This is a genomic window from Salinicoccus carnicancri Crm, assembly GCF_000330705.1.
GTDB classification, from domain to species: Bacteria; Bacillota; Bacilli; order Staphylococcales; family Salinicoccaceae; genus Salinicoccus; species Salinicoccus carnicancri.
This window is the reverse complement of sequence record NZ_ANAM01000008.1, coordinates 573,242-600,091: the sequence shown is the minus strand read 5'-3', so window position 1 is coordinate 600,091 and position 26,850 is coordinate 573,242. Positions and strand designations below refer to the sequence as shown.

The 26,850-nt window shown below is 46.1% G+C and carries 27 protein-coding genes and 1 riboswitch; of the genes, 13 read left to right on the top strand and 14 right to left on the bottom strand.

Annotated elements, in window-relative coordinates; translation table 11 throughout:
* Positions 1-20 precede the first annotated feature (20 nt).
* The gene (locus C792_RS0110820; RefSeq protein ID WP_017549469.1) at positions 21-1,118 is read right to left on the bottom strand and encodes a glycerol dehydrogenase; all 1,098 of its coding nucleotides are present in this window, start codon (positions 1,116-1,118) and stop codon (positions 21-23) included.
* A gap of 189 nt (positions 1,119-1,307) precedes the next feature.
* Between C792_RS0110820 and C792_RS0110815 the strand changes: the two genes are divergently transcribed.
* The 3 genes from C792_RS0110815 to C792_RS0110805 all read left to right on the top strand — a co-directional run bounded on the left by C792_RS0110815 (position 1,308) and on the right by C792_RS0110805 (position 4,463).
* A complete protein-coding gene (locus tag C792_RS0110815) occupies positions 1,308-3,104 on the top strand; it encodes a cation:proton antiporter (RefSeq protein ID WP_017549468.1) in 1,797 nt (598 codons plus the stop codon).
* Positions 3,105-3,145: 41 nt separating this feature from the next.
* Positions 3,146-3,625 (top strand): hypothetical protein, encoded by a 480-nt coding sequence (locus tag C792_RS0110810; RefSeq protein ID WP_017549467.1) that lies wholly within the window; start codon positions 3,146-3,148, stop codon positions 3,623-3,625.
* Positions 3,626-3,719: 94 nt separating this feature from the next.
* Complete coding sequence (locus C792_RS0110805) at positions 3,720-4,463, top strand: TspO/MBR family protein (protein ID WP_017549466.1); 744 nt, start codon at positions 3,720-3,722, stop codon at positions 4,461-4,463.
* Positions 4,464-4,488: 25 nt separating this feature from the next.
* On the opposite strand, the gene C792_RS0110800 is transcribed toward C792_RS0110805, so the two are convergent.
* On the bottom strand, positions 4,489-4,995 hold the full coding sequence (locus C792_RS0110800; RefSeq protein ID WP_017549465.1) for a CueP family metal-binding protein: 507 nt from the start codon (positions 4,993-4,995) through the stop codon (positions 4,489-4,491).
* Between the two features lie 256 nt (positions 4,996-5,251).
* On the opposite strand from C792_RS0110800, the gene C792_RS0110795 reads away from it, so the two are divergent.
* Positions 5,252-5,644: a hypothetical protein gene (locus tag C792_RS0110795; protein ID WP_017549464.1), complete on the top strand. Its 393-nt coding sequence runs from the start codon at positions 5,252-5,254 to the stop codon at positions 5,642-5,644.
* Positions 5,645-5,654: 10 nt separating this feature from the next.
* Here C792_RS0110795 and C792_RS0110790 read toward each other — a convergent pair whose 3' ends face one another.
* Positions 5,655-5,846, bottom strand: a complete 192-nt coding sequence (locus tag C792_RS0110790) for a hypothetical protein (protein WP_017549463.1) — start codon at positions 5,844-5,846, stop codon at positions 5,655-5,657.
* Between the two features lie 357 nt (positions 5,847-6,203).
* Between C792_RS0110790 and abc-f the strand changes: the two genes are divergently transcribed.
* The 4 genes from abc-f (at position 6,204) to C792_RS0110770 (ending at position 8,981) form a co-directional block, all read left to right on the top strand.
* Positions 6,204-7,658, top strand: coding sequence for a ribosomal protection-like ABC-F family protein (abc-f, locus tag C792_RS0110785; RefSeq protein ID WP_017549462.1), 1,455 nt, complete (start codon positions 6,204-6,206; stop codon positions 7,656-7,658).
* A 118-nt stretch (positions 7,659-7,776) separates the two neighbouring features.
* The gene (locus C792_RS0110780; RefSeq protein ID WP_017549461.1) at positions 7,777-8,313 is read left to right on the top strand and encodes a TetR/AcrR family transcriptional regulator; all 537 of its coding nucleotides are present in this window, start codon (positions 7,777-7,779) and stop codon (positions 8,311-8,313) included.
* Positions 8,314-8,622: an SMR family transporter gene (locus C792_RS0110775; RefSeq protein ID WP_017549460.1), complete on the top strand. Its 309-nt coding sequence runs from the start codon at positions 8,314-8,316 to the stop codon at positions 8,620-8,622. It abuts the gene before it with no gap.
* Positions 8,623-8,636: 14 nt separating this feature from the next.
* On the top strand, positions 8,637-8,981 hold the full coding sequence (locus C792_RS0110770; RefSeq protein ID WP_017549459.1) for a DMT family transporter: 345 nt from the start codon (positions 8,637-8,639) through the stop codon (positions 8,979-8,981).
* Positions 8,982-9,048: 67 nt separating this feature from the next.
* Here C792_RS0110770 and C792_RS0110765 read toward each other — a convergent pair whose 3' ends face one another.
* The 7 genes from C792_RS0110765 to C792_RS0110735 form a co-directional block, all read right to left on the bottom strand.
* Positions 9,049-9,708, bottom strand: coding sequence for a hypothetical protein (locus C792_RS0110765; RefSeq protein ID WP_017549458.1), 660 nt, complete (start codon positions 9,706-9,708; stop codon positions 9,049-9,051).
* Position 9,709: 1 nt separating this feature from the next.
* On the bottom strand, positions 9,710-10,576 hold the full coding sequence (locus tag C792_RS0110760; protein ID WP_017549457.1) for an ABC transporter ATP-binding protein: 867 nt from the start codon (positions 10,574-10,576) through the stop codon (positions 9,710-9,712).
* Positions 10,573-10,950 (bottom strand): GntR family transcriptional regulator, encoded by a 378-nt coding sequence (locus C792_RS0110755; RefSeq protein WP_017549456.1) that lies wholly within the window; start codon positions 10,948-10,950, stop codon positions 10,573-10,575. Before C792_RS0110755 ends, C792_RS0110760 begins: the two co-directional genes overlap by 4 nt.
* 528 nt (positions 10,951-11,478) lie before the next feature.
* Positions 11,479-11,793, bottom strand: a complete 315-nt coding sequence (locus C792_RS0110750; RefSeq protein ID WP_017549455.1) for a DMT family transporter — start codon at positions 11,791-11,793, stop codon at positions 11,479-11,481.
* 1 nt (position 11,794) lies between these two features.
* Positions 11,795-12,142 carry a DMT family transporter gene (locus C792_RS0110745; RefSeq protein ID WP_017549454.1) on the bottom strand — a complete coding sequence of 116 codons (348 nt, stop codon included), beginning with the start codon at positions 12,140-12,142 and terminating at the stop codon, positions 11,795-11,797.
* Positions 12,143-12,227: 85 nt separating this feature from the next.
* Positions 12,228-12,800, bottom strand: a complete 573-nt coding sequence (locus tag C792_RS0110740) for a TetR/AcrR family transcriptional regulator (protein ID WP_017549453.1) — start codon at positions 12,798-12,800, stop codon at positions 12,228-12,230.
* Between the two features lie 199 nt (positions 12,801-12,999).
* Positions 13,000-13,848 carry a patatin-like phospholipase family protein gene (locus C792_RS0110735; RefSeq protein WP_017549452.1) on the bottom strand — a complete coding sequence of 283 codons (849 nt, stop codon included), beginning with the start codon at positions 13,846-13,848 and terminating at the stop codon, positions 13,000-13,002.
* 393 nt (positions 13,849-14,241) lie between these two features.
* On the opposite strand from C792_RS0110735, the gene C792_RS0110720 reads away from it, so the two are divergent.
* Positions 14,242-15,603, top strand: coding sequence for a M20/M25/M40 family metallo-hydrolase (locus tag C792_RS0110720; RefSeq protein ID WP_017549449.1), 1,362 nt, complete (start codon positions 14,242-14,244; stop codon positions 15,601-15,603).
* A gap of 75 nt (positions 15,604-15,678) precedes the next feature.
* A riboswitch (TPP riboswitch) is annotated at positions 15,679-15,775 on the top strand.
* A gap of 98 nt (positions 15,776-15,873) precedes the next feature.
* Positions 15,874-16,557 (top strand): thiaminase II, encoded by a 684-nt coding sequence (tenA, locus tag C792_RS0110715; RefSeq protein ID WP_026090327.1) that lies wholly within the window; start codon positions 15,874-15,876, stop codon positions 16,555-16,557.
* Positions 16,558-16,617: 60 nt separating this feature from the next.
* Here tenA and C792_RS0110710 read toward each other — a convergent pair whose 3' ends face one another.
* The 4 genes from C792_RS0110710 to C792_RS0110695 all read right to left on the bottom strand — a co-directional run bounded on the left by C792_RS0110710 (position 16,618) and on the right by C792_RS0110695 (position 20,432).
* On the bottom strand, positions 16,618-17,385 hold the full coding sequence (locus C792_RS0110710; protein ID WP_017549447.1) for an SDR family oxidoreductase: 768 nt from the start codon (positions 17,383-17,385) through the stop codon (positions 16,618-16,620).
* 183 nt (positions 17,386-17,568) lie between these two features.
* A complete protein-coding gene (locus C792_RS0110705) occupies positions 17,569-18,930 on the bottom strand; it encodes an amidohydrolase (protein WP_017549446.1) in 1,362 nt (453 codons plus the stop codon).
* Between the two features lie 12 nt (positions 18,931-18,942).
* Positions 18,943-19,671, bottom strand: a complete 729-nt coding sequence (locus C792_RS0110700; protein ID WP_017549445.1) for a hypothetical protein — start codon at positions 19,669-19,671, stop codon at positions 18,943-18,945.
* 53 nt (positions 19,672-19,724) lie between these two features.
* On the bottom strand, positions 19,725-20,432 hold the full coding sequence (locus C792_RS0110695; RefSeq protein WP_017549444.1) for a DUF5058 family protein: 708 nt from the start codon (positions 20,430-20,432) through the stop codon (positions 19,725-19,727).
* A 162-nt stretch (positions 20,433-20,594) separates the two neighbouring features.
* Between C792_RS0110695 and C792_RS0110690 the strand changes: the two genes are divergently transcribed.
* The 3 genes from C792_RS0110690 to C792_RS0110670 all read left to right on the top strand — a co-directional run bounded on the left by C792_RS0110690 (position 20,595) and on the right by C792_RS0110670 (position 26,830).
* Positions 20,595-22,721, top strand: coding sequence for a helix-turn-helix domain-containing protein (locus C792_RS0110690; RefSeq protein WP_017549443.1), 2,127 nt, complete (start codon positions 20,595-20,597; stop codon positions 22,719-22,721).
* Between the two features lie 102 nt (positions 22,722-22,823).
* The gene (locus tag C792_RS0110680; protein ID WP_017549441.1) at positions 22,824-23,609 is read left to right on the top strand and encodes an SDR family oxidoreductase; all 786 of its coding nucleotides are present in this window, start codon (positions 22,824-22,826) and stop codon (positions 23,607-23,609) included.
* A 797-nt stretch (positions 23,610-24,406) separates the two neighbouring features.
* Positions 24,407-26,830 carry a CRISPR-associated helicase/endonuclease Cas3 gene (locus C792_RS0110670; RefSeq protein ID WP_017549439.1) on the top strand — a complete coding sequence of 808 codons (2,424 nt, stop codon included), beginning with the start codon at positions 24,407-24,409 and terminating at the stop codon, positions 26,828-26,830.
* Positions 26,831-26,850: the final 20 nt, after the last annotated feature.

The window sequence follows — 26,850 nt, the reverse complement described above, 5'->3', positions numbered from 1 at the left end:
CCTCTTTTTTGATCCGTGTATTATTTGCCGGCTTCGCTGATAGTGCTTACTGCAAGTATTGCGTTCGCAATCTCTTCCGGTGTAACCCTGTCGCTCAGGTTGGCGAATGTGTCTTCCGGATCTGTTGCGAGCTCGCCGACTTTCACAAGGTCTTCGAAGCTTGTGTCTTCAAGGTGCATCTCTTTGAGTGTCGTCGGCATACCGATGTTTTTATAGAATTCGATATACCTGTTCAGCGTTTCATCCGGACTGTTTTCAAGGACGAGCTGTACGAGTGTGCCATAGGCGACTTTCTCACCGTGGGACAGGTGATGGATGTCGCCGGAGAGTGAAGTGAAGCCGTTGTGTATGGCGTGGGCTGCAGCCAGTCCGCCGTTTTCAAATCCGAGGCCGGAAAGCAGTGTGTTTGCTTCGATGACTGCATCCACCTGAGGTGTGACGATGCCGTTTGAAGCGGCTTCATATGCAGCGTGTCCGTGTTTGAAGATTGTCTCCTCACATTTTTCCGCAATCGCCGCGGCTGCGAGTGTCGGCTGGCCGCCGACCATGTTGTCACCATTACTTTTTTGAGCCGCCCTTGCTTCGACCAGCGTAGCCATGGCGTCACTCATGCCGGAGGCGAATAGTCCGGCGGGCGCATTGACGACGACACTTGAATCGATGATAATCAGGCTCGGGTTTTTGTCATAGAACCTGTAGCCTGTGAATGCCCCTTCATCCGAATAGATGACTGACAGGGAACTGCTCGGTGCATCAGTCGATGCAGTGGTCGGTACAATGATGACCGGTGAGCCGAGGTTATCGGCAATGGCCTTTGACGTATCCAGTGTCTTGCCGCCGCCGACACCGATGACAGCGTCTGCATCATTGTTTTCGGCAACGTCAGTCAGCCGGCTGATTTCAGCTTCTGAGGCTTCACCTTCGAATTCCTCGTATTTGAAATCGATGCCTGCATTGTTGAAGCTTTCGGTAATCTTTTGCTCAGTAATCGACCAGACCATTTCATCCGATATGACCAACGGTTTCGCGGCCAGTTTTCCTGTTTCTTCTCCCAGTGTTTCAAGTACCCCCTGTCCCTGTATATATTTTCCCGGGGATTGGAATACATATTTAGCCATTTGAAAAGACCTCCAATTTTGATTCAATGCTGTTTGTTTACATATGTCTCTATCCGTTTTGTGTCCCTGCAAACATTCCACAGGCTCATTTCACTCAAATGTCATTTTACAGATCCGGAACGTTCATGGATTACCGGTACTTCGTTTACTGATATAATTGCACTAATAAAATGTCTGAGGGGTGTATATATGGATCTACCAATAATGCTGGTCATCGTCTTATTCATAAGTCTCGGCATATTCAGCCAGTGGCTGGCGGGGCTGATCAGATGGCCCGCCATCGTCGTCATGTCCATCGCCGGACTTCTGATCGGTCCGGTTTTCCAGTTTGCCAATCCGGAGCAGATGATGGGCAGCGATCTGTTCAGCACCATCGTCTCCCTGGCTGTTGCCGTCATTCTGTTCGAAGGCAGCAGCAACCTGGACTACCGTGAATTAAAAGGGGTATCCAAGGCGGTAAGAAGGGTGATCACAATCGGTGCTGCCCTTGCCTGGATATTCGGCACTCTGTCAATGTACTATATACTGGGCTTCCCGCTGTCAGCTTCACTGGTAATGTCCGGTTTGCTCATCGTCACGGGACCTACGGTCATTACACCTTTGCTCAAGCAGGCAAAAGTCAAAAACTCAGTAAATTCCATATTGAAATGGGAAGGAATCATACTGGACCCGGTGGGACCGCTGCTTGCTCTGTTTTCATTCTATGTCTTCCAGGTCGTGGGTAACAATTTCAGCGGCACCTATATATTTGAATTCCTCATCGGCTTCACTGTGGCGGCAGTGCTTGGCCTCGGTGGATCTTATCTGTTCCGTCTGCTGATCAGGAAAGAGTATATACCGCAGCATCTGATGCCGCCTGTGCAGTTCGCCTTCATCCTGCTGATATTCAGCATCAACGAGGCGGTGCTCCACGAATCCGGACTGCTGTCGGTGACGATTTTCGGGCTGGCGATGGCGAGGATGAAAAACCGGAATCTCATCTACAAACAGTCTGACGAATTCATCGAAGAAATCTCTCTGATCCTGGTTTCCACGGTATTCATCCTGATCACGTCTTCCCTGACACGGGATGTGCTGATCAACGTGCTCAACTGGGAACTGTTCATATTCTGTCTGGTGATGATTCTGATAGTGCGTCCGCTGTCCATACATCTGTCCACGATAAATACGGAAATCGGTTTCAGGGAAAGGTCATTCGTAGGAATGATAGCACCGCGTGGCATCGTCGCCCTCACAGTCGCCCAGTTCTTTGCGGGCCTTTTCATCGATGCCGGTGTGCCGATGGCTGAAATGATCACACCTGTAACATTCGGTTTCGTCTTTGTTACCGTTGTTGTCTACGGCTTCGGTTTCAAGCCCCTCAGCCAGGCGATGGATCTCTCAAGCACCAGTCCGCCGGGGGTGATCATCATCGGGGAAAATGAATTTTCACTGCAGCTGGCAAAAAAATTGAAGGACCACGGCATACCTGTCATGATGTCAGACTTGCTGCATTTCACCTCAAGCAGGGCAGAGGAGTTCGGTATTGAAACATACAGAGGAAATCTGCTGTCGGAAGAAGACCGCATCTATACTGATCTGACCAGTTATGACAGGTGTCTCCTCATGACCCGGTCCTATGTCCTGAACAACCTGGCCTTCAATGAAATGTCTGCTGAATTCGGATTGAGAAATGTCAAGATGCTGCCGATCTCCTCAATGGACCGGATCGTCAAATTCCGTCCCGAAGAGTCACTCCGGCATCATATGCTCTTTGAAGAGACGCTCACCTATTATTGGCTGAATCGCTATATAGAAGATGCAGACATCTCAGAAATGCCCGGCAGCAAAGCGGAGACGCTCACTGAAAATGACATCGTTCTCTATCATATCGATGTGAATGGGAATGTGAGTTTCAAGCCGATTACGCGGGAACTTGAGTTTGATGAAGAGGGAGTCATCGGCTACCTGAAAGATGCGAAGAGATTCAGGGAAAATAATGAATGACACGGAATATATCACAAAAAAGATAATGCTGGAGGCGTCACATGAGTGTCTGGTTTCTGTTTAATGCTTTACTGCTCATATGGGCGGTCTGGAATGTCATGGCCGGGCTTTCGATTCATACGACATATGTTCATATACTGCTGGGATTCGCCGGTTTCCTGTTCTTCATATTCAACTGGACACGGAATGCGGTGTTTTCAACCATCCGCAACGTTGAAAGCAGGGCGGTCAAAGTGAAGCTTGCCCGGATGTCAAAACGCATTGTCCCTTATCACAGATGGACAGGGACGACTGCCCTGATCCTCATCATTCTGCACGGTATGTCTGTGATCAGTTTCTATAGTTTCGATCTGTCGAACATGAAGATTTTGACCGGGATGCTTGCAGCTCTGAACCTGCTTATTCTCGTACTGTCCGGCTGGTACCGTCTGTTGTTCGATTCCAGCTTGAAGATCAGGAGGCTGCACATCGGTCTTGGCATTTCAATGTTCTGTTTTACGGTGCTCCATTTCATCTTCTGATGTGCCAGGGTAAAAGAAATCCCTGGCAACAGAGGGTTTATCCACTCCCCGCACAGTCAATAGATAAAGACACTAAAAGACAAGGAGTGAAACGATGTCTTCACAGAGAAAATGGGCAACCGGATATCTGATCACCTTCATGGTCATGATTTTCCTGAACTACTGGAGCGGGACGAATGTCGGTAGTGTGGCCGATGCGAACCAGGCGATCATCCAGCCGGCGGGATTTGCATTTTCAATATGGGGTCTGATCTACATGCTTCTCTTTGCATGGATCATTAAACTTTTCTTTTCCGGGGACGGATCAGTGACGGCCCGTCTGAAATTCTGGCCGGTATTCAACTTCCTTCTCAACGGACTGTGGATACTTGTTTTCACCCAGCAGTGGCTGTGGGCATCGGTCATCGTCATCGCCGGATTGTTATATACACTCGTTAAAATGTATGCAGTTCTGACGGGTGCAGGTCGTTACGGATTTGACCGGCTGCCATTATCCGTATACATGGGCTGGGTGACGATAGCGGCTATCGTGAATATCTTTGCATTGGCAGTGAATAATGATGTTGAAACTTTCATCGGTCTGGGCGAACTTCCCTGGACAATCATCATGCTGGTTTTTGCGGCCCTGGCCGGCATAGCAGTGGCACTGCGCTTTGGGGACTGGCTGTACCCGCTTGTATTCATCTGGCCGTATTTTGGCATCTATGCAGAAAATGACAGTATGTATATGAGTCTTGATACGACACTGCTGATAACTGCCCTGGCATTGCTGGCTGCCGCTGTCATGGCGGTCAGCAGAAGGCAAGGCGGGCAGCCTGACAGAAAAAGCTCCGGATAACAACTCCGGAGCCTTTTTAATATCCTCATTTCAGCTGCAGGTCGGTCAGGCATGTGCTGTCCCCTTCAAAAGTGGAGAACTCGTAGCTGCCTCCCTTACCATCATATGAAATGTCTATCGTATAATTTTTGTCGCTCGGCAGCCAGAAATCCATGAAGCCGTTATCGAGTGTAGTGACAGTTTCGTCGACATGGACATTGCCTTCATCATCGGTGATCTTCACATCCATATCTGCATTCACCAGTTCGCCCTGGCAGCCGGTCAGGCTGTGGATACTGCAGGGATGGGTGTATGTAATGAACGGTGCGATTGAAACGAAGAATTCACCGTTTGGCAGGTCATATATCTGCTCTCCGCTGTCATCGGTGACCATCAGTGATTCAGAGTCGATGGAAGCGGACTCTGCAATATTGCCTGCACTTAGTTCCGCAACATATTCCTTGATGCCGCCTGCATCACCTGCAGCATTGCCGGAACACCCGGCGAGGATTGCGAGCAATCCGATAAGCGGCATCCATAAATATCTTTTCATGCATATCCCTCCTATTTCCTCCATTATATCAACGGCCGGATTTAAAAGTATCCGTGAATATAACGACTTTATGAACTATACACGCGTGATATCGTGAAAATACGACAAAATCCGGGAGAGGGATGTCTTGGTGAGTACGATGACAGGGACAAGCTATAAGGGAGGAGACATGAAATCGCTGGTTGATTACCTGAGGAATACTCTGGGTAAATTATTAGTAGAAGGAAACCAGCTTCAGAATGGAGACTGATCACACATGACACATAGCAATGCAATGATAGATAACGCGGACCGGTGGATTGCATACTGCAATGACCGGGACCTCGAAGGTCTGGCTGGAATTACATCGGAAGAGCTTGAAGTCCACGGACCGAAAGGTACGGCAACGATTGATAAGACAGGGCTCAAAGAATGGCTGGAGCGGGCAAGACTGAAACTTGAAACGTTTGAACATTACGCCAGGGACAACAAAGTCGTCATGGGTCAGCATGGAATCTGGCTGGACTCGGACGGCGCAGTCAAAGGGGAGCAGGATGTCTACACCGTCCTTGTATTTGACGGGGAAAAGGTGGGTGCCCTGGGACGCTTTGATGACAAAGAGCAGGCATTTGATGTGACCGGTCTTGAAGAGGGAGACAGGATAGATTAGGTGCATGTTTCTATCGTCCTGACCAGAGGGCATATGTGACAGTTCCTGCCAGCAGTCCGATTGCGGAACCGGCAACAAGTGTGTACATGATTATATCCGGATTGATGATCATGCCGGCAATGAGTCCGATAAGCGTGCCAAAAATCATTGCGAGGGGTATGGCGGTTGATGACAGTCCTTTGCTGTCTTGAGACTTCTTCATTCAGATCCCCCCTTTCCCTGGATAAAATAGGTAATCCAATCGTATCATCCGGGCAGGGAATTTTAAATGCTTTAAAATTTGAAACCTCTCTTAATTTCCAACTGGAAATATGGTAAAATAACAATGCGAATACTGAACGGAAGGAGATTTTAAAAATGGGTGTACCCAGGATTTGGCAGTCACTTTTGAATAACTAGCCTAATATTATTATTCAAAAGTCTTGCTATAACTATATTCTGAGGGGACGAGTGTATCCATTTTTAGGATGATCCTACAGGCATGGGGAGATAGCATGAGGCTGTCTCTTTTTTGTGTGCAAAAATATAGTTTGCAGACTCATAAGGAGTGCAAATTATAATGAATGAACTGTCAATTAAATTGAAAGATATTGATGTGAGTTTTGGTAACAGGGAGATATTGAAGATTGGTGAACTGACGGCGTATATGAATGACAGTATTGCCATCATCGGGCCGAATGGCGCCGGCAAGTCGACGCTGCTCAAGATTATCGCGGGGGATTTTACAAGCTTTGAAGGAACTGTGCAGCGTGAGACGGATTTCAATTACTTTGCCCAGATCGGCGACCTGGATACGGCGGTTGATGACAGCTTCAACTTTGAACTGTTGAGCCGGCTGAATGTTCCTGACAATATGAATCTAAGTGGCGGTGAGGAGACGAAGTTCCGCCTGGCACAGGCGCTGTCCGCGTATAAGCTCGGCCTGCTGCTGGATGAGCCGACAACCCACCTGGACCGGGGGAGTGTGAATCTGCTGATCGATGAACTGGAATATTATTTCGGCACTTTGATATTCGTCAGTCACGACCGGCATTTCATCAACAGTATCGCGGATAAGATATGGGAAGTGTCGGACGGCAGGGTCCGTGAATACACCGGAAACTACGATGATTATGAGGGACAGAAAGAACAGGAAAAGCTGGAGCATGAGCGTCAGTACCAGAGTTTTGTCAGTGAGAAGAAGCGGCTTGAGGCTGCAGCACAGAAGCAGATGGAAAAGGCTGCGAAGATGGGCGGGGACAAGACCAGGAAACAGGATATCAAGCCGGACAGGCTGAGTTCGAGCAAACAGAAGGACACCGTGCAGAAGCAGGCGTTCAAAGCTGCCAAATCGATCGAGTCGAGGCTTGGCCAGCTGGATGAAGTGGAACGTATGGCAGACGGCACGTCACTGAAATTCCCGATGTCTGAAGAGATGGAAATCCACAACAAATTTCCGGTCATGGGGCAGGATGTGACTGTGAAACGGGGAGATAAGGTACTGCTCGACAGAGTGGGTTTCCAGTTCCCGTTGGGACGCACAATCGCCATTACTGGAAATAATGGCTCCGGGAAATCCAGTCTGCTGCATGAAATCATGGAAGATGCCGAAGGCATGGACATTTCACCGAAAGTGAAGATTGAAAGCTACCGGCAGATGGACTATAAAATGTTCACCGACGAAACGGTGATAAGATATCTGATGAAACAGAGTGAATTCCAGGAACCGCTGGTGAGGAGCATACTGCAGAACCTGGGATTCAGCCAGGATGAAGTGACAAAGCCGCTCCATGATCTGAGTGGCGGAGAAGCGACGAGAGTATCGCTCGCTTTGATGTTTGTCAGGCCGTCCAATGTCATCATACTGGATGAACCGACGAACTTCATAGATCTGAACACGATTGAAGCTCTGGAGGCATTCATCAGGGCGTACAGGGGGACCATCATCCTGACTTCCCACGACAAATACTTCGTCGAGCGGACGGCGGATCTGGTGTATGAAATCAGAGATGGGAAACTGGACAGAATGGAATAGGAAAACTGTTTATTAGAAAAGTATGGATAGCCTCCATACTTTTTTTATTGCACAACAGAAAAAAAGGATGTTATAATTACTGTACTGAACGGTCAGTAAAGTTTTTTGAGGTGAAAGAATGAGCAAAAAAGAAGAACTGCTGCTGATGGCGGCTGAAATCATACAGAACGAAGGCATACAGGCACTGAGCATGGATTATCTTGCGCGGAAGGCGGATATCACAAAAGGCGGCGTGCTTTATCATTTTGAAAGCAAAGGGAACCTGCTTTTGAAAATGAACCAGAAGGTGATTGACAACTTCGATGAAAAAGTGGAGAAGCATCAGAAGGATATGATTGGCAATTACCAGTTCACCCGGGCGTATGCACTGGCTACGCTTGACTATTTAAAGCAGGACCAGCAGAGTTTTCTGCCCGCAGTCTTCATCGCTTCATATGCTGATGAGGACAGTCTGGATCTCTGGCAGCACTTTGCCGGCCAGTGGAATGATTCATTCCTGGCTGATAAGGGAGACCGGGCGAAGATCATGAAGCTGCGTCTGCTTGCTGATGGCATATGGTTCCATGTGCTGTACTACAGGGATGACGTGAACAAGGGTGAGATAGAGAATGTGATTCTTGATGAATGCAGGTCACTTCAGGAGGAGGGGAGTTAGATGGGATTCCTGTCATTGTTTGGAGCGATACTATCTGAAGTGTTCGGGTCCAGCATGCTGAAAATTACAGCGGTCACGAACAACAGGCTGCCGGTTGCCGGCATAATTCTTGGCTACGGGATGGCATTCTATCTGTTGTCACTGGCTCTGATGACAATACCGCTCAGTTTCGCCTATGCCGCATGGAGCGGAGTGGGGACAGCGCTGACTGCCCTTATCGGGTTCGGGGTCTTCAAGGAACAACTGCGTCCAAAAACGGTGATCGGCATCATCGTACTGATCATCGGTCTTGTGCTGATGAGGATCTAAAGGAGAAATGGATTATGAGAAACTATATTTATCTCGGAGGTGCAATCGTATTCGAAGTGGCGGGGACGACGATGTTGAGCCTGTCGGAAGGTTTTTCCAACCTCATGCCGACAATCGCAATGGCGATATGCTTTGCCCTTTCATTCATCAGTCTGATCTTCGCCCTGAAAGCCATACCGCTGAGTCTTGCCTACAGCATATGGGCGGGCCTTGGAACAGCCGGAGCCGGGGTGATCGGCATATTCCTGTTCGGTGAAACACTGTCCACGGTCAATATCATCGGGCTGCTGGTGATCATCACCGGTGTTGTCATCATGAATATGTCCGACAGTGCAGGAAAACAGGTGGGGCAAAGATGAGATCACACAGAATATGAGAACCTCCCCTCCCATATATGGGAGGGGAGGTTCTTTTTCATATTCATGTTTAAACAATATCCGATTTCACAATCTTCTTCCGTCCATATAAATAGGAGGCTGCATAAACGATGGTGCCGATGCCGAGCACGATGAAAGGGAAGATGAACCGGTAGATGTCCCATCCGATGCCCAGGTCGATATTTTGGGTCACTGTGTTGTCAAGTGGCATGAAATGGAACATGTAGACGATGAATAATGGCACGTAGTATATGATGTACCTTATATATGGAATGTCCATCCAGACACTTGTGAATATTAATAGATAGATGCTCATCATAATCAGGCTGACACCCGTAATCATGACAAGGCCATAGTATAAATGATAGTCATGACCGATGATCACGAAGGTCGAGAAGACTGCCGCCGTGAACACGAGCATAAATGCATGATAGACAAACCCGGCTTTCAGTATGTCCTTTTTCCGGGTTGGCAGTGAGAAAAGGAAACGGTGACTGTTGTTTTTCGAAAGACGCATGTCGATGTTCAGAATGCTTGAAATGGTGTAGACCATGACAATGATGTTGAGCAGGTTTACAAACGGCATCAGTGGCTGGAGATTGATGATAGACTGCCCGAAAGCAGTCAGCAGGTTGATGCTGATCATGATAGCGCCCATCACCCATATCCATTTGGAATACATCAGGTTCAAATAGAGCTGTTTCTTCATATCAGACACCTCTCCTATTATTTTTGGTGAAGTACATCACTTCATCAACGCTCAGTCTCTCAATGATTACCTTATCGCCGAACAGTTCACGGAGAGTGTCCGGCGCATTGCTCATCGCTTCAAAGCCAAGGGAATTCTCCCTTATGCCCATCAGCAGTTCGCCGGTTTCATCGTCGAGTATATCCTTTGGCCCTTTTACCTTTTTGTAGGCTGTCAGCAGCGCCTCTTTTTCCATGTTGAATAAAATTTCCCCATTATCAATCATCACGATATAGTCCGCGATGCGCTCCAGATCACTTGTAATGTGAGTGCTGAACAGGATGGTAATTTCCCCGTCAATCATCAGTTCCTGCAGTATATCCAGGAGTTCCATCCTGAAAGTCGGCGCGAGGTTCGATGTCGGTTCATCCAGTATCAGAAGCTCGGCGTTATGGCTCAGGGCAACAGCCAGTGAAAGTTTCACTTTCTCTCCTGTGGAAAGTCTTTTGATTCTGGTGTTCTCCGGTACGTTGAAGTCATCCAGATATTTGTGGTAGACAGTGCTGTCCCACGCTTCAAAATAGACGGTAAGCAATTTTTCCAGCTTGGCGGGGGAGAGATGTTCGGGAAAATTATCCTCGGCGAAAACCAGACCGATACGGTTCAGCAGATCTTCACGGTCACGCTCGATGTCATCGGAACCGAGTATTGTTACATCACCCCGGTCCGCTTTCAGCAGCCCGATCAAATGATTGATCAGCGTCGACTTGCCGGCACCGTTATCCCCGACCAGGCCTGTGATATAGCCTCTGGGGATATCAAGGCTCAAATCCCTGATTTCGAAGTTTCCTATTTCCTTATGAAGTCCTTTGACATCTATGGCATTCATTTCTTATCCTCCTCAATGACATGGATCATATCGATCAGTTCCTCGGCGGAAAGGTTGATCTGATATGCCGTGTTAAGCAGTTCTTCGATATTCTTTTCGATTTCAAGAAGCACACGTTCCCTTTGTATGTTGGCGTTCTGTTCACTTACAAAGGTCCCTTTGCCGACAATTGAGTATACATACCCCTCCTGTTCAAGGTCCTGATAGGCACGCTTCGTCGTGATGATGCTGATCTTCAGCTCTTTCGCCAGCGCCCGCATCGACATCAGCGCTTCCCCCGGCTGTACTTCGCCGGTCATGATGGCCCGGATGATTTCATTTTTCAGCTGTTCGTAGATGGGGATATCAGTGTTATTCGATATCTGGATATTCAAGAAAACACCTCTTTTGTATATAATGTGTATGTTCAATATATACAAAATGCACACTTGTGTCAATGTTTTTGAAAAAAGTTTAAAAAAGAAGCTGACCGATTACAGGCGGTCAGCTTTCCAGTACAGTAGAGTTTGATGATGTCACCATCAGCCATGATGGTCTCTCCAGTGATACGGCTTGAATTCTCAGAAACAATGGACACTGCGATAGGAGTGATGGCACGGTGTCCGGAAAATGACTTTGGCGGACATGGCAGAAGTCACGGTGTCCGGTAAATGACTTTGACGGACATGGCAGAAGTCACGGTGTCCGGAAAATGACTTTGGCGGACATGGGGGAAGTCACGGCGTCCGGTAAGCGACTTTGGCGGACATGGGGGGAAGTCACGGTGTCCGGTAAGCGACTTTGACGGACATGGCAGAAGTCACGGTGTCCGCCAGCTTAAAAATGAAGTTCCGCCATCCTCTTTAACGGCCGTCGTTTCCAAAGCATTCCTTATGGCAGGGAGCAACTATTCATATGCCGGTTTATGAGACTAGCTTGAGTCCGGATACACCGATGACGATGATGACGACACTGATGATGCGTCCGAAGTTTCTGGATTCCCCGAAAAATATCATATTGATGAGGACTGCAGCTGTCGTTCCTGCTCCGATCCATACTGCATAGGCGACGCTTACCTGCAGGTAGTTGAAGGAGGCATAGAGGAAGGCGAATGCACCGCCGAACCCGGCGGCCAAAAGCAGAAGGTTTTTCACATTCTTTTCCATACTGAATTTTTTGAGGCCGATGACACCTGCCGTTTCCATGATTGCAGCAATCAGTACATATATCCAGCCCATATCAATACACCTCCCCGGTCTGTTTTCCAGCCGTCCTATTATCTGAAATGTTGAGTGAAATGACACCGATTACTATTACGCCTATGAAGATGATCTTGGAAAACGTGAAGTCCTGTCCGAAAATGTATACGTCCATCAGTGCCGTGCCGACCGTACCCGCTGCGGCGAAAACGGCATAGACCGTCCCGGTAGGGAGCCCTTCACATGCCTTTGACAGGAACCAGAAATCCAGGATGATCACCGGAATGATGACCGTCCAGTGCCACCATTGCTCTGCGATATTGAAACCGAAAATCCAGAACAGTTCAAAAAGGCTTGTTAAAATAACATAAATCCAATATTTGTTCATTAAAACCCCTCCTGAATGAATATCATTCATCTTTTATTGAAAAATAGAGCATAACGGGCACGCCATTATGCTGTGTGATAAAACATCATTGCCTGTAATTCAGCGACGTCAATATATAATACACCAGGGCGGAGCGGTACTCATCGATGAATGACTGCTCCGGATCATCGAAGAGATAGACCTGCTCCGCAGCAGACTCCATGGCCCCCGTCACTATTCTGGCAGTGAAGAAAGTATTTGTGACAGGTTTGATTTCGCCTTCAGCATGAGCATGCTCAAGGAGCCTTTGCACCCATTCATACAATGGAGCATAGATCGTTTCCCACCTGCCGATTTCCTCAGTCTGAGTGAACCCGGTGTAGACGAGTTTCGTCAGCTCCTTGTACTCCGCGGTATTGTCGAAGAAGACCGAGACCATAGCCTCCACATTCTTTTCAAAAGAATGTTCCCTGACCTCGTTCTCCAGCCGGCTGAGAACTTTGTTCACCATGTCTTCAGCAATCGCTGGCATGACTGACAGCTTGGATGAGAAATATAAGTAATAGGTTCCCTGGCCGATACCCGCATCTTTGACAATATCAGTGATTGTCGTCTTTTCAATGCCTTGCCTTAAATACAGTTTGATGGCCGAATCAATGATCCTCTGTCTCTTATCCATAAAAACACCCCGTAAATGAATGATGTTCATTCATAATGATAATATATACTGTGATTTTCTGCAACCTTGTCAGAGGAAAATAATAACCCCGCCTCTCATCAGAAAGGCGGGTAACTTGAAGCACATCTGCTAAAGGTTGTCCTGAAAACCTTTTTCGAGCATATCCCCTTTACCGAGGAACACACGTGTCATATCTATATCATTCTGACTCAAGGAATGCCTGCAGCCTGCCGTACTGCGCTTCGGCATCCCTCCAGCCGAGTTCATAGAGGTCTTCGAGACGTTTCTTATTTCTTTCGGTCCTGCTTATCTTCAAAGGTTTGCTCGGTGCTATGACGAATGCATTGTTCCTCTTTTCCTGGTCATAGAGGTATTTGAGTGTGTCATTGTAATGTCTGTAGCGGATGCCGAGTTTTTCATGAATCATCGGATGGTCTTTATATTTGATGACCTTCGACATCCGGCTCGGCTTTTTGAAGTATCCCCGGGGTTTTGTAAGTATGACGATATTCTTCTCAAACCCGTCGCTCTGTGCCTTTCTGATCGGTATGGGATCGGAGATGCCGCCGTCCATGAGGTGACGGTTGTCATACTGCACGCTGGTGGCGACGAAGGGCAGGGAGCTTGATGCCCTCAGCAGTTCAGCGATGTGATCCTGGTTCTCCGTCTTTTTATAGTAGACCGGCTCTCCGGTGCCGCAGTCGGTCGCGACGATCGTGAACTGCTCCGGACTGTCGACCAGTGTCTTTACATCAAATGGGACGAGTCTGTTCGGTATTTCATCGAAGATGAAGTCCATGCCGAAAAGTTCACGTTTCTTTATATAATTCCCCAGCGAGATATACCGTTTATCTTCGACAAAATCCAAATTGACCTTTCTGTTCCTGCCCGGCTGCCTGGAAAGATATGAAGCGCCCATGCAGGCGCCTGCCGAAACGCCGATCACATATGGGAGATAGAGGTCTTTACTCATGAAGTATTCCAGTACCCCTGCTGTGTAGAGGCCGCGCATGCCGCCACCTTCAAGAACCAATCCTGTGTCTGTCATCATTTATGCCTCCCGCTCCTGTTGGATGTTCATTTCATATAAATAAAGTTTAACAGACCATCATCGCATTATTAAAGCCGATTGCCCGGCGATTTCACTGTTACGTTAAATTCATATTGATGAAATATTCAGAACGTTGATGTATTTTGAAAGTATGCATTGGAAGTGATGAAGAGGGGGACAGCGACAGGCATCGAGGATCTGTTTGAAAAACTGCATGCGTATAATGCGCCCGGGAGCAGACGGGAAAGCAAAGTGGGGAGGTCGAACTGAAGGGTGGAATGTGTGATGCTCCATTTGTTGAACTTTCATATGAAAATATGGCGGATGCAGCAGAAGGGATCATAAAAGTGATGGAAAATTATAAAAGCTGAAATATGAGGAGGGAACTTCATGGAATTCAAAAGAATCATTGATGAAAACAGGGAAACGTATATGGCGGAATTGTTCGAAGTATTAAGGCAGGAAAGCATCAGTGCCGAAGGCAGGGGCATTGCGGAATGTGCGGAACTGATGGTCGGCAAGCTCAAAAGTGCAGGGATAGAAGACGTTGAGATCATTGAAACAGAACACAATCCTGTGGTCTGTGGTGAATATCATGTTTCTGATGATGCGAAAACAATGCTCATATACGGCCATTACGATGTCCAGCCGCCCGATCCGCTGGAAGAGTGGGTGAGCCCGCCATTCGAACCCACAATCAGGGACGGTGCGATCTATGCCCGTGGTGCAGGGGACAACAAGGGGCAGATCATGGCCCAGATACTTGCGGTAAAGACGTATATTGAAGCGGAAGGCAGTCTGCCGATCAACGTGAAGTTCGTAATCGAGGGTGAGGAGGAGACGGGGAGTCCGAATCTCCCGTGGTTTGTTGAACAGCATAAGGAAAAACTGAAGACAGATTTTGTCTATACTTCCGATGGGCCGATGCTTGCGGGCAATCATCCGGTTGTCCTCCTCGGTGTGCGGGGGCTCCTCTATGTGGAGCTCGCGGCTTTGGGCTCAAAGTTCGATAACCATTCGGGCAACAAAGGCAACATCGCCCGCAATCCTGCCTGGGAGCTCATGGATCTGCTCGGTACGATGAAAGATGACAACGGCAGAATTTTGATTGAAGGCTTCTATGATGGCGTATTACCGCCTACGGAGAAGGAACTTGAACTGATTGACAGGCTGCCGTTTGATCTTGATGATGTGAGGAAGAATATCGGTGACGACAGTGTGGAATTCGACAAGGCGGACTACTACCGTGCGCTCTGTTTCGAACCGACTTTCAATATCGCCGGATTTACGAGCGGATATGGCGGGGAAGGTGCGAAGACGATCATCCCCGCCGAAGCGAAAGTGAAAATGGATATGCGCTTGGTCATGAACCAGAATCCGGATGAAATTTTTGAGAGGCTCAGAAACCATGTGCAAAAGCATGCGCCGGACGTAAAAGTTCAGAAGCTCGGTACAATGCAGCCCTCCCGGACGTCCTCTGAACTTGAATTCATTGAACCGATAAGGAGGTCCGCAGAAAAATCATTCGGCAGGGAAGCTTTCATCCAGCCGAGCTTAGGCGGCAGTCTGCCTGATGCAGTATGGACGAAAATACTGGGTGTTCCTTCAGTCGTTGTCCCTTATGCGAATATCGATGAAGCAAACCATTCACCGAATGAAAACCTGGTTGTGGAGCATTTCTATAAAGGAATTGAAACGACGTGCAGGGTGATATCTGAAATTGGGGAACTGGACCAGAGCTACAGTATTTAATCCGGCCATGTTTGTTTGCCTATTTCTGCTGTCCTATGTATGATGGTGGGTGCAAGATACAATATAATATGATTCTTATTCGACTGGGGGAGCATGCAGATGCTGAGAGAGCAATCGACCCTTTGAACCTGATTCGGGTAATACCGGCGTAGGAAAGTGGAGTGAAGATACTTGGAAAATGAAATTCGCATATATCGACAATCCCACGGCCATATCAGGTTGTGGGATTGTCTGCTTTTCCCCCGGTGAAATTAGGAAGGGGAAATTATGATGAACAGTCAGTTCACAGATCGCATCTGGAAACGCGTGGAGCCATTATGGAACAATTATTTGGATCACCCTTTTGTCAAAGGGCTCGGGGAAGGGTGGCTTGAGGAAGAGAAATTCAGGCATTGGCTGAAACAGGATTATGTCTACCTGATCGATTATTCGAGATTGTTCGCTCTGGGCAGTGCCAAAGCACACAATCTCGCAACGATGAATGAATTTTCCAAGCTGCTGCACGGTACGCTTTTCATGGAAATGGATCTGCACAGGGAATATGCGGAAAAATTTGGAATTTCTCGGGAGGACCTGGAAAATACGGGTGCGGCAGCTACCACAACGGCTTATACTAGCTACATGCTGAATGTGGCGCAGCGGGGGAGCATAGAGCATGTTGCCGCCACGGTGTTGGCATGTGCGTGGAGCTATAATTTCATAGGCCTGAAGCTGTCACAGATTGAGGGGGCTCTGGATCATGAGCTGTACGGCAATTGGGTACAGACATACTCATCAGAAGAATTCACAGATCTTGCGGAAAGCTGTAAACAATTGATGAACACACTGGCTGAAGATAAGCCGGAAAGGGAGCTCGCCGAGCTGGAGGAAATCATCTATAAAACAAGTATGTTCGAATATATGTTCTGGGATATGGCGGAAAATATGGAGACGTGGCCGGTGAAAGAGAGCTAGCGGCATGCATGGATAAAAATCCCCCCTGTCCCGTAAGTGCTGGGACAGAGGGGGATAGTATCAGAATCCGGCTGTCCAGCCGCCGTCGACGGTGAGGACAGCGCCGTTGATGAAGCTTGATTCATCCGATCCGAGGAACAGTGCAGCTTCTGCGATTTCTTCAGGTTTTCCGGTCCTTGGTATGAGGGCCTGGGTCAGTCCGGCGCGTTCCATGCCGAATTCACTGATGTTCTCCATGCCGGAGCTGATGTTTGTTTCGACGGCACCCGGTGCAATGCCGTTGACCCTGATGCCCTTTTTGGCGTACATATAGCCGGTGTTCTTGGTCAGGGCGACGACCGCATGCTTCGATGCGCCGTAGGCGACGCCGGCATGGGCACCGTTCAATCCGCCTGTTGAAATCGTATTGACGATGACACCTTCCCTGTCATTGTCCAACCAGTAGTTGACCGCTTTGCGCGTGGCGCGCATGACACTTTTGGTGTTCACATCGAAAATCCTGTCCCATTTCTCGTCAGTGATCTCGCCGACCGGCTCAAAGCTGTCCATGATGCCAGCGTTGTTGACGAGGATGTCAAGCCCGCCGAAGTGACTGATTGCTGCGTCGATCATATCCTCGACCTGTCCCGCGTCAGCGACATTCACAGTCACAGGTTTTGCAGTTCCGCCTTCAAAAGTGATCTCCTGGCTGACAGCTTCCGCACCTTCGGCATTGTAATCCGCGACGATGACTTTTGCACCTTCCTTTGCATACAGTTTCGCAATCGCCTTGCCCATCCCTGACGCTGCTCCAGTAACAATTGCAGACTTGCCTTCAATTTTAGCCATTCATATCTTTCCCCCTTCAATGGTCTGTCAACTATATTTTATACTTAATGGCCGCAGATGCAAAAAGATTCAATTGGTGTACTGGTATGTCGATTCCCGAATAGGAGACCAGTGTCTTAAAATACAAAAGGTGCATTTTGGATATGTATGAAAACAGGCTGTCATATAACAGCCTGTTTCTTTCTAAATTCCAGGGTGATATTCTCTTCCGTCACGCAGTATATCGAGTGTCTCCTTTGCTTTTTCAAGGATATCATCTTTGTCAGTAAGCAAATCATATGCGGTAAGTGCCATTGAACTTGCTGCCAGGTGCATCCCTTTATAGCCAATTTGAGTGCCGAATGCAGCTGTTGCCTGCCAGGAATGCAATGCTGTACCTACTGGAGTACATGTTGTCGTGATAGAACCGGTTGGTACAATCCAGCTTACATCACCGACATCGGTGGAACCGGGTAAAGATACACCGGGTTGATAAGGGTGGAATGAAATGGAGGCAGGCAGTAATTCATCAGCGGACTTGCCGGATGTCGGTAATGATTGTGCCAGCTCCTCTGCAAATGCCTGTTCCTCTTTTGTATATTCAAGCGGGGCACTTTCAAGCATATTCTTATACATGACTTCATTCAAAGGATCATTTGGCAATGATTCATAAGGGAATCCGATGATTTCAGATTCAACGTCCGTTTCATTCATCAGAGCAGCACCTTTTGCGATATTTTGTACCCGCTCCAGTATTCCCTCCACTTCTTCCTTCGACCCCGCCCGGAGGAAGTACCAGACACTTGCTGTTTCTGGTACGATATTAGGTGCCAGCCCCCCATCAGTAATCGTATAATGCATGCGCGTGCCGTCCGGGACATGTTCACGCAGATAATTAACCCCGATGTTCATCATTTCCACACTGTCGAGTGCACTTCTGCCAGCTTCCGGAGACGCGGCAGCGTGAGCAGGTTTTCCTTTGAAATGGAACTTGATGGAGACCATGGATTGTGTACTTGCATGCATCGGAGCATTGTTCATCATCGGATGCCAGGTCAATGCACTGTCAAGGTCATCAAAAACGCCTGCTTTCGCCATGTGTGTTTTCCCGCTCAGCACTTCTTCTGCGGGGCATCCGTAATAGCGAATCGTACCTGAAAGTCCATCCTCTTCCATTTTTTCTTTCAGTGCGGCTGCAGCTTCTACTCCGGCAGTTCCCAGGAGATTGTGTCCACAGCCATGTCCGGGACCATTTGGAGTCACTTCTTCTTTCCTGGGCGTCGCGGTTTGGGAAAGACCGGGCAGTGCATCAAATTCTCCAAGGATGCCAATGATCGGTTTGCCCTGTCCATATTCAGCCATGAAAGCCGTATCGAGGCCGCCGATGTCATTTTTAATGGTAAAGCCCTGGCTTTCCAACTCTTTTTGCTGAAGTTCACTCGCATATGTTTCCTCGTATGCGGTTTGTGGATTTTTCCAAATGTCCCGGGCCATCTGTGTATATTTTTCCCTATTCCGTTCGAACCATTCAATTATAGTATCTTTGCTGCTTATCTGTATGCTCATTTCTGATTCCTCCTATGATTGGGATGCTTTTTTCTCCTTCATTCTTTCCAGTTGGATGCAGATCAGGACTGTGAGTACAATACACGTCAGACTTTTTAAGTAAATGGGCAGGGCAGTCAGGTTGACGCCTATCCCAATGATTAAAGCGATTGCCCCGTAGATGGGTTTTTTCATTGCAAACTGTGCAAAAACCGCGCCGAATATTGCAGGCAGAACAAGTGGAAATACTGCTTCAATCTGCGGTGGCATGTTGGCAACAATGATTGCGCCGCCGATTATTATCGGTATGAGGAGGAGTTTATTGACCAGGGAAGCGGCACTTATACTCAGCGTTGCTGTAATTTCTCCTTTTGCCGTCCCCGGTTCAGCACCGACTGCACTCTGGGCTGCAGCAGCAGAAGGGAGACACATATTACTGATATTGCCTGTCAGGAAACTGATATAGGTTCCAGAAACGCCAAGCATGGGAAAATACATGATGGGTTCAAGTGCCCATACTACTGCGATCACACCAGCGTAGGCAGCCAGTCCGGAGAGGATGATCTGCCAACCGGGGTGATAGCCCAGCCCAAATGAAAGATATGCAGGAAGGGATATGGTCAGGATGATGACGGACCATATTGTCAGCCGTCCCCAAAAGTGTGATTTCTCATGGAATGATGCCATGGTAAATGTCTTTTTGTCCACTGCTTCTTTCATGCTGGTATCTGCACTGATTCCGTTTACTTTTTGAGTGTACATAAGGTATCCCCCTTTTTGATTTGAAGAATAAACACCCGTCGTGAATGTTTACTTCAGATGACGAAATAGCCGAAGCATAAACTGATTATGATGGAAAAGCCGAGCGCCCATTCACGCAGCCATGCGAGGTTGTACTTATCTGACAGCTTCATTGTAATGACCATCGTCCCAGCGGCAGCTATAATTACGATAATGGGAGCCAGTCCTTTAAGCATCTCTGCACTTAAAAGGTTCCCAAAAGCTGCAATCATCGCAGCAGTGGCAAAAATCCCCATCAATCTCTGGCCGTTTCCTTTTTTTGTCACCTTTTCTTGGATTTTTCCGAGTGATTTAGTGAACAGTACAGTAAACAGCAGCCAGCCCATGCCTCCAAGGCACAGGACCCAGACGATTGCTGTGAACACAGCTTTGTCATAACCTTCTCCCCCGAGACTTGCCCCCGATGCTTCCGCTGCGAGACTTGCCCCGAGAGATTCGATCGGAGCAGAACCGATTACACCGATCCTTATCATCGTCAGTGGATTACCGATGAAGGCAATCAATGAAATAGCCACGATCGCTATTGCGATGGATGGGCCGATTGCAGCAATTGCACCGGTTTTTACTGCACTTCTTACTTCCTTTTTGCTCATCCCGACATCTTCGCTTGCCCTTGAGGCGAGCTGGATGAATTTAATACTTTGGAAAATAACAAGGCCGATGACAAGAGAAGCCACCATCCACATGACTTTACTGTTCGCGAGTTCCATTACAATATCCATGTGTTTCTCCCCCTTTATGTTGAAAACGCATCATCAGGATAAAAGACTAATTTTTCAAATAATTTATTATAGTATATAATTTTGTAGAAAACGTTTACAATATGTAAATGAACATAATTTCTGTTTATGTTATGGGGTTTTATACATAGAGAGGGTGGGGACATGAATCTGGAAAAATATATCGGTTATTTTATCGGGAAGGAATTTGGGGATGCAGAGCACCAGATATGGAAGTTCAGAGGGACAGGCGAGAGGGCTGAAATACTGGAAGGTGAAACCGTCCGGGAAGACGGAGGGGTACCGGCATGTAGAGCGGATAGTGGAAGATATTGTATGGAGAAGTACGATGCAAGCACCGAATTGCATTTTTGTTATTTGGACAAGAAAGGAATCGTTCTGCGCATATTCAAGCACATCAACGCAGTGGACGAATGGGTGATGGAGCATCTGTACCACAGTTTGCATTCCATCATACTGGAAGATGAACTGAAAATGAAGACAACAGAACAGCAGATGATGATCGAGAGTATGCATTCGATTTCCTCGAGTCTTGAACTCGACCAAGTGTTAAAAACAATCATCCGCCATGCTTTGAATGTCATTCCGACTTCAGATGCAGGATTCCTGATGCTTTACGATCCATATAGACAAAAGCTGATACCAAAAGTACAGGTAGGGTTCAACGAGCGGATCTACCAGTTTGAAACACGGGTCGGCGAATCCATCACGGGAAAAGTGTTCGAAGATGGCAGAAGCAGAGTGTATAACTCCTATGACGAATTAATCGCAGAAATGCGTGCGTACAACATTTTACCTGAGAACTATGACAGTATTCTCCAATCGACTGGGACACCCGGTATGGTGGACGGAGCAATCTGTGTACCGGTTTCCATCGATGAAAAAAGAATTGGCGTGATGATCGTCCATCAAGGGAGGATGAAAAAGCGACTTGGGCAGGAAGACGTCACATTACTGGAAGCATTTTCCAGACAGGCGGCAATAGCCATCGAAAATGCCCAATACCATGCAGAGACTGAAGAACGTCTGCAGCAGATTACAGATTTAAGTGGACAGTTGGCAGAGAAGAACAACCAGTTGCAGAAGCGCCAGGAAGTCCATCACACACTTACAATGCTTTCCATACAGAATAAAGGTATCAACGTAGTGGTGGACGGTATGCAGAATATGATTGATCTGGAACTGATCTTTTTCAATGGTCTGGAAAATGATTTTTACTCACCCGGAAAGAATGAAAAAGCCTGTTTCAGTGTTTTTGAAATCAAAGTGCTGTGTCTGGAACGCCACAGGGATTTCTACACGGTAACGGACGACGGGGATAGATATTACTTATATCCCATATTTAACGGACAGGTTTTTATAGGGTGTCTAATCATACTTGTGGACAGGCCCATGTCGGAAATCGAGCAGATTACGATTGAGCAGGGCACCACTGTTTTAGCGTTGGAACTGGTCAACTGGCAGACTGCGACGAAAATCTACCATCGCAGAGTTTATGAACAGTTCCGTAAACTGCTTGCTTATGGCGACAATGAACAATTAGTTGAATATGGCAAGGAATTGAACCTGAATGTAAAAGGGTATTGGAGCGTTGCGGTACTGGAAATTGTAAATGCACAAAATGATCTTCAATATTTAGAAATCCATATCCACCAGCTAGCTTCCCGGCTTAGTAAAAAACTGGGTGACAGCGTAAAGCTTGTTTATGGATTTTATAATAAGATCATCCTGCTCCTGTCCCTCTCCGGTACAGAGGAGGTATACGACATAAAGGATGAACTGAACGAGATTGGCGTGCAGGAACAAACGAAGGAATCCACCTTGGTCCGCGGAGGGATAAGCGGTGTCTATAAAGGGCTCGAATATATAAACAAATGCTATGGCGAAGCCAACAAAATCATCTCCTACCTGGCAAGCCGTGACAGTCTGGAAGTGATTCTTTATGAGGATATCGGACTAAACCGATTATTCCTCAATCAGCCGGCAGAAGATATCAATCACTTCATCGAGGAGACATTGTCTCCGCTGACAGTAGACAACAGCCGGTATAAGGAGCTGGAGAAAACACTTGATGCCTATATGGAAACGAACCGTTCACCAGGAAAGACAGCAAAGCTGGTCCACATCCACATCAATACACTCTATCAGCGTCTTCGTACGATTGAAGAACTGCTGGATATTGATTTGAATGACAGTCAGGATATGCTTAAAATTCAACTCGCCTGTCATTTGAAGAATTCACAGCCGGGATTGGAGGATGCGCATGGGTGAGTGGGAAGGTATCCAGGCTGAGACTCTAGGCTGTCCGCGTTTTGGATGTACCACTAAAGGGAAGATGCCAAGCAGCACCAACAACCAAGGAGGGAGTTACGAATGACTAAGACCATCATGATCACAGGCGCAGGCTCAGGTCTCGCCAAAGGGGCGGCGATTGGACTGGCACAAGAGGGGCATAAGGTCATAGCCTCTGTTGAAAGTGAATCCCAGGCGGGTGGACTGAAAGATGCAGCCCGGGCTGCGGGTGTAGATTTGGAGATATTCAAGATGGATATTACGGATCCAACCGACCGGCAGGCCATGAAAGATTATGAATATGACATATTCGTGGCCAATGCGGCAATCAATGAAGGTGGCCCGATCTGGGAGATGCCGATGGATGATATCAGAAGGTTGTACGAGATAAACGTCTTCGGCACACTCGAAACGGCGCGTATCGCAGCTGAATATTTTGTCGGAAAGAAGCAGGGGAAAATCATTTTCATGTCCTCCAAGGCTGAAAAGATGAGTTCCGCCTATAAGGGGCTGTATTCATCCTCCAAGCATGCCCTTGGAGCCATTGCGAAAGCTCTAAAGCAGGAGATGGAGGAATTCAATGTACAGGTTGCGACCATCAATCCAGGCAGGTTCGGCACGGGGTTCAATGACCGGGCAGTGGAGGCGAACTGGAGATGGTTCGATGAAAACAAGCACCATACGCCGAAAGATAAGCTAGAAGCCAGCGGGAACAGCCTGAACAATCAGATGGATCCGCAACTGATGATTGACAAGATGGTGGAAATCATACCGATGGAACATCACAAATTCCGGGTGGTCTATCCCGAGTCGACCGCAGAGGATATGCGTGAAGAAGAGAAGAAAGATTGGGATGAAGAAATATAATAATCATAAATGTTTTCTAATTTCGCCCATCAATTACAATAATCAGGACAAGAAAAATGATAACATCATTAAAAACCAAGGAGACAGTTAAGGATAACTGAAACCATTATGATAACAGGCGTTGACTCTGGAAAGCGGAACGGACACGGGTATAGAATTCGAATTATTCAAGGTGGATATTTTCAACCTGAAAGATCGGGAAGATATGAATCGCCATAACCATGATGTATATGTTTAGCAAAGGTTTTTTCATGGGCATCTATTCCTCATTGTATATTTTGCAAGTTTTTTGTGAACCTTTTCGCTAAAGACGAAAATGAATTCTAAACAATAAAAGTAATTTTAATTTGTCATAGAAAGCCACTGATGAGCAATGGTGACCATTCGGGTGCGGGTCGTTGGTGATAGATATCCAGTCGGGTTCTTCACTTCAAGCTAACATCCAGCTTTGTGTATAAGGGTTATCTTTAAGACAATGTGTCGATGGATTCAGATACTGAAGTGAAGCAAATACTATGCCAATTTCAAAACTGGTTTCGAGTCATGAAGAAAGTTGGTCCAAAAACAGTACTTCCATATATTTATTTGATAATTCCTCCCACGACATGGAAATAATCCTGTATTCCACCACAGCACATGAAAATTTCAAAAACCGTTTGGTTTTGATCAAATTGCCCCCCCCAACTGAAAGTATAAGTAGTTCAGACTCTATATATTTCCAAGAAAAATAAGAATATTCAATAAAATGATTTAAAATAAATTCTTTATGATATAATATATGTCAGAGGAGGGGTAGATTGGAAGTCACTGCACATAAAAATCAAGATACTGGGGAAAAGCAAAGGCTCTCAGATCATCTCTTGAATGTAGGTGTTAAGGCGGGTGAAAATGGAAGCGTTATCAATCAGCGGGAAACATTATTTTTGTTAGGTATATTACATGATTTAGGAAAAGCAGATAGAAGATTCCAAAAGAAGATTAATGAAAAGCCTAAATTAAAAGTGAAACACTCAGCTGCCGGGGCAAAATTTTTCAATCAGTTCATAAATGATAATTATCTTGCCGAGAGGGAAATTGCAAAAGATGATCTTCTTTTATTCGCCGAATATGTAGATGTCATGTCATATGTAATTCTTTCCCACCATGGTTTATTCGATGTATGGAATCCTCATTCAGATGAGAACCAATTATCTTATAGAATGGAATACGATAAGCGTGAGAGTAATCAAACCTACTATTTTGAAGAGGATGTCGTCACTTTCGCCAATGCTTTTTTCGAACAATATGACATTAGTTTATCTGACCTGATCAATGCTTCCTTTAATGAATTCAAATCACTCAGTAACAAGCTGACTCCAAAAGATGAAGTAGAGCGGCATTTTTATAGTGGGTTAAAAATGAGGATGTATTTATCGTTTTTAAAAAATGCAGATATTACAGATACGATAAATGCATATGAAGAGGTAGTAAAGCCTCTAACCAACGGAGATTTGGAAGAGAAGAAAGAAAATTATATAGAAGAAATAGAAAAGGTGTATGAAGGCTTTGCGAATCCTGTGTCTGAAATCAATAAAATACGTACACGACTAGCAGCAGAGGCGAAGGAAAGAGGTACAACCGATACACCTGGAATTTACCAGCTTAATTTACCCACTGGATCGGGTAAGACACTCATATCACTAAGGTATGGAGTTCATCAGATGAAGCATCAAGACAAAGATCGGCTGATATACATAACACCATTTTTATCAGTATTGGAGCAAAACGCAGAAGAAATCAAACACATACTAAAAGATAAGCATATAACTGAACATCATTCGAATATAGTAGGACCTGAAGAAGAAGGGGAAAATGGTATTGATGATGATCAGAGAGAAAAAATGTTAACTCAATACCTGAGAGATTCCTGGGACAGCCCTGTCATATTGAGTACTATGGTTCAATTTTTTCAAACTCTTTTCAAAGAAAAATCTAACAATATAAGAAGGTTCTCTTCCTTGGCAAATTCAGTCATCATTTTAGATGAAGTTCAATCTCTTCCAATTGAAGTCACACATCTATTTAATCTGACCATGAATTTCATCAGTCAGGTGATGGAATCAATTGTCGTATTATGCACAGCCACACAACCTACCTATAATTCTGACTATATAAAATATCAAATCAATTATCAAATTGCGGAAAAGAAAAATATAGTCAAGATGGATAAAGGAGAAAGAAGCGTTTTTGACCGAACTACTGTCAGCAAGTTACATGATGGAGAGAGTTCAGACGAGACTGAAATCGTAAAAGAAGTGCTCGACTACCCTGAAGATTCCATATTGATAATTTTGAACACAAAGAAAGCAGTTAAGAAAGTAGTTGATGTTTTGGAAGAAAGAACTTCCAGACCGGTTTATTATTTGAGTACAAACCTTTGCCCTCAACATCGTAAAGATATTATAAAAGATATAAAAAGAAAATTACCGACAGAACCAGTTGTTTGTGTAAGTACTCAACTGATTGAAGCGGGAGTAGACATTGATTTCAAACGTTTGATCCGCTCATATGCCGGTATAGATTCAATTGTCCAATCGATGGGCAGATGTAACAGGAATGGAAAATTAGAAGGGCTGGGACAAGTTAAGTTGGTGAAGACCAAAAAAGAGTTTGAGAATATGGATGTTGTGGCGCTTAAATCCATTAAAGAAAAAGTGTCAGTGACTGAGAAAATTTTAAGATATGAAAAAGATAAGATCAATGTTGAGGAGTTGAATGATAAATTCTATGACTATTACTATGCGAATTCCTCTGAAAGTCTAAATTACTCTCTTGGTAAAGACAAGAGCACGGCCGTAAGTCTCCTCTCTAAAAATATTGAACTTTCAATTCGACACAAAAGAAGGTACTTGAATCAATCGTTCAAAAGTGCGGGACAAATAATTAATCTCATTGATCAGGAAACGACAGCTGTCATTGTATATTACAAACAAAGTAGAAACTTGATAGAAAAACTGATTCCTATGCTGGAAAGGTTAGAGACGGAATATCGGTTTGATGAGATTGGCCAGATAAAAATTATATTGGACAAATTGCAACCTTATACAGTGAATCTATACAGTACAGAAAAGTTTGGTCACGCCATCATGTATTACTTGGAAGGCCGGGTAAGTATTTTAATTAAGGACAGTTATGATGAAAAATTTGGGATAATTGAAGAAGCAAAGGATTTTGTCTTATAAAAAATCAGTATGTAAGAAAC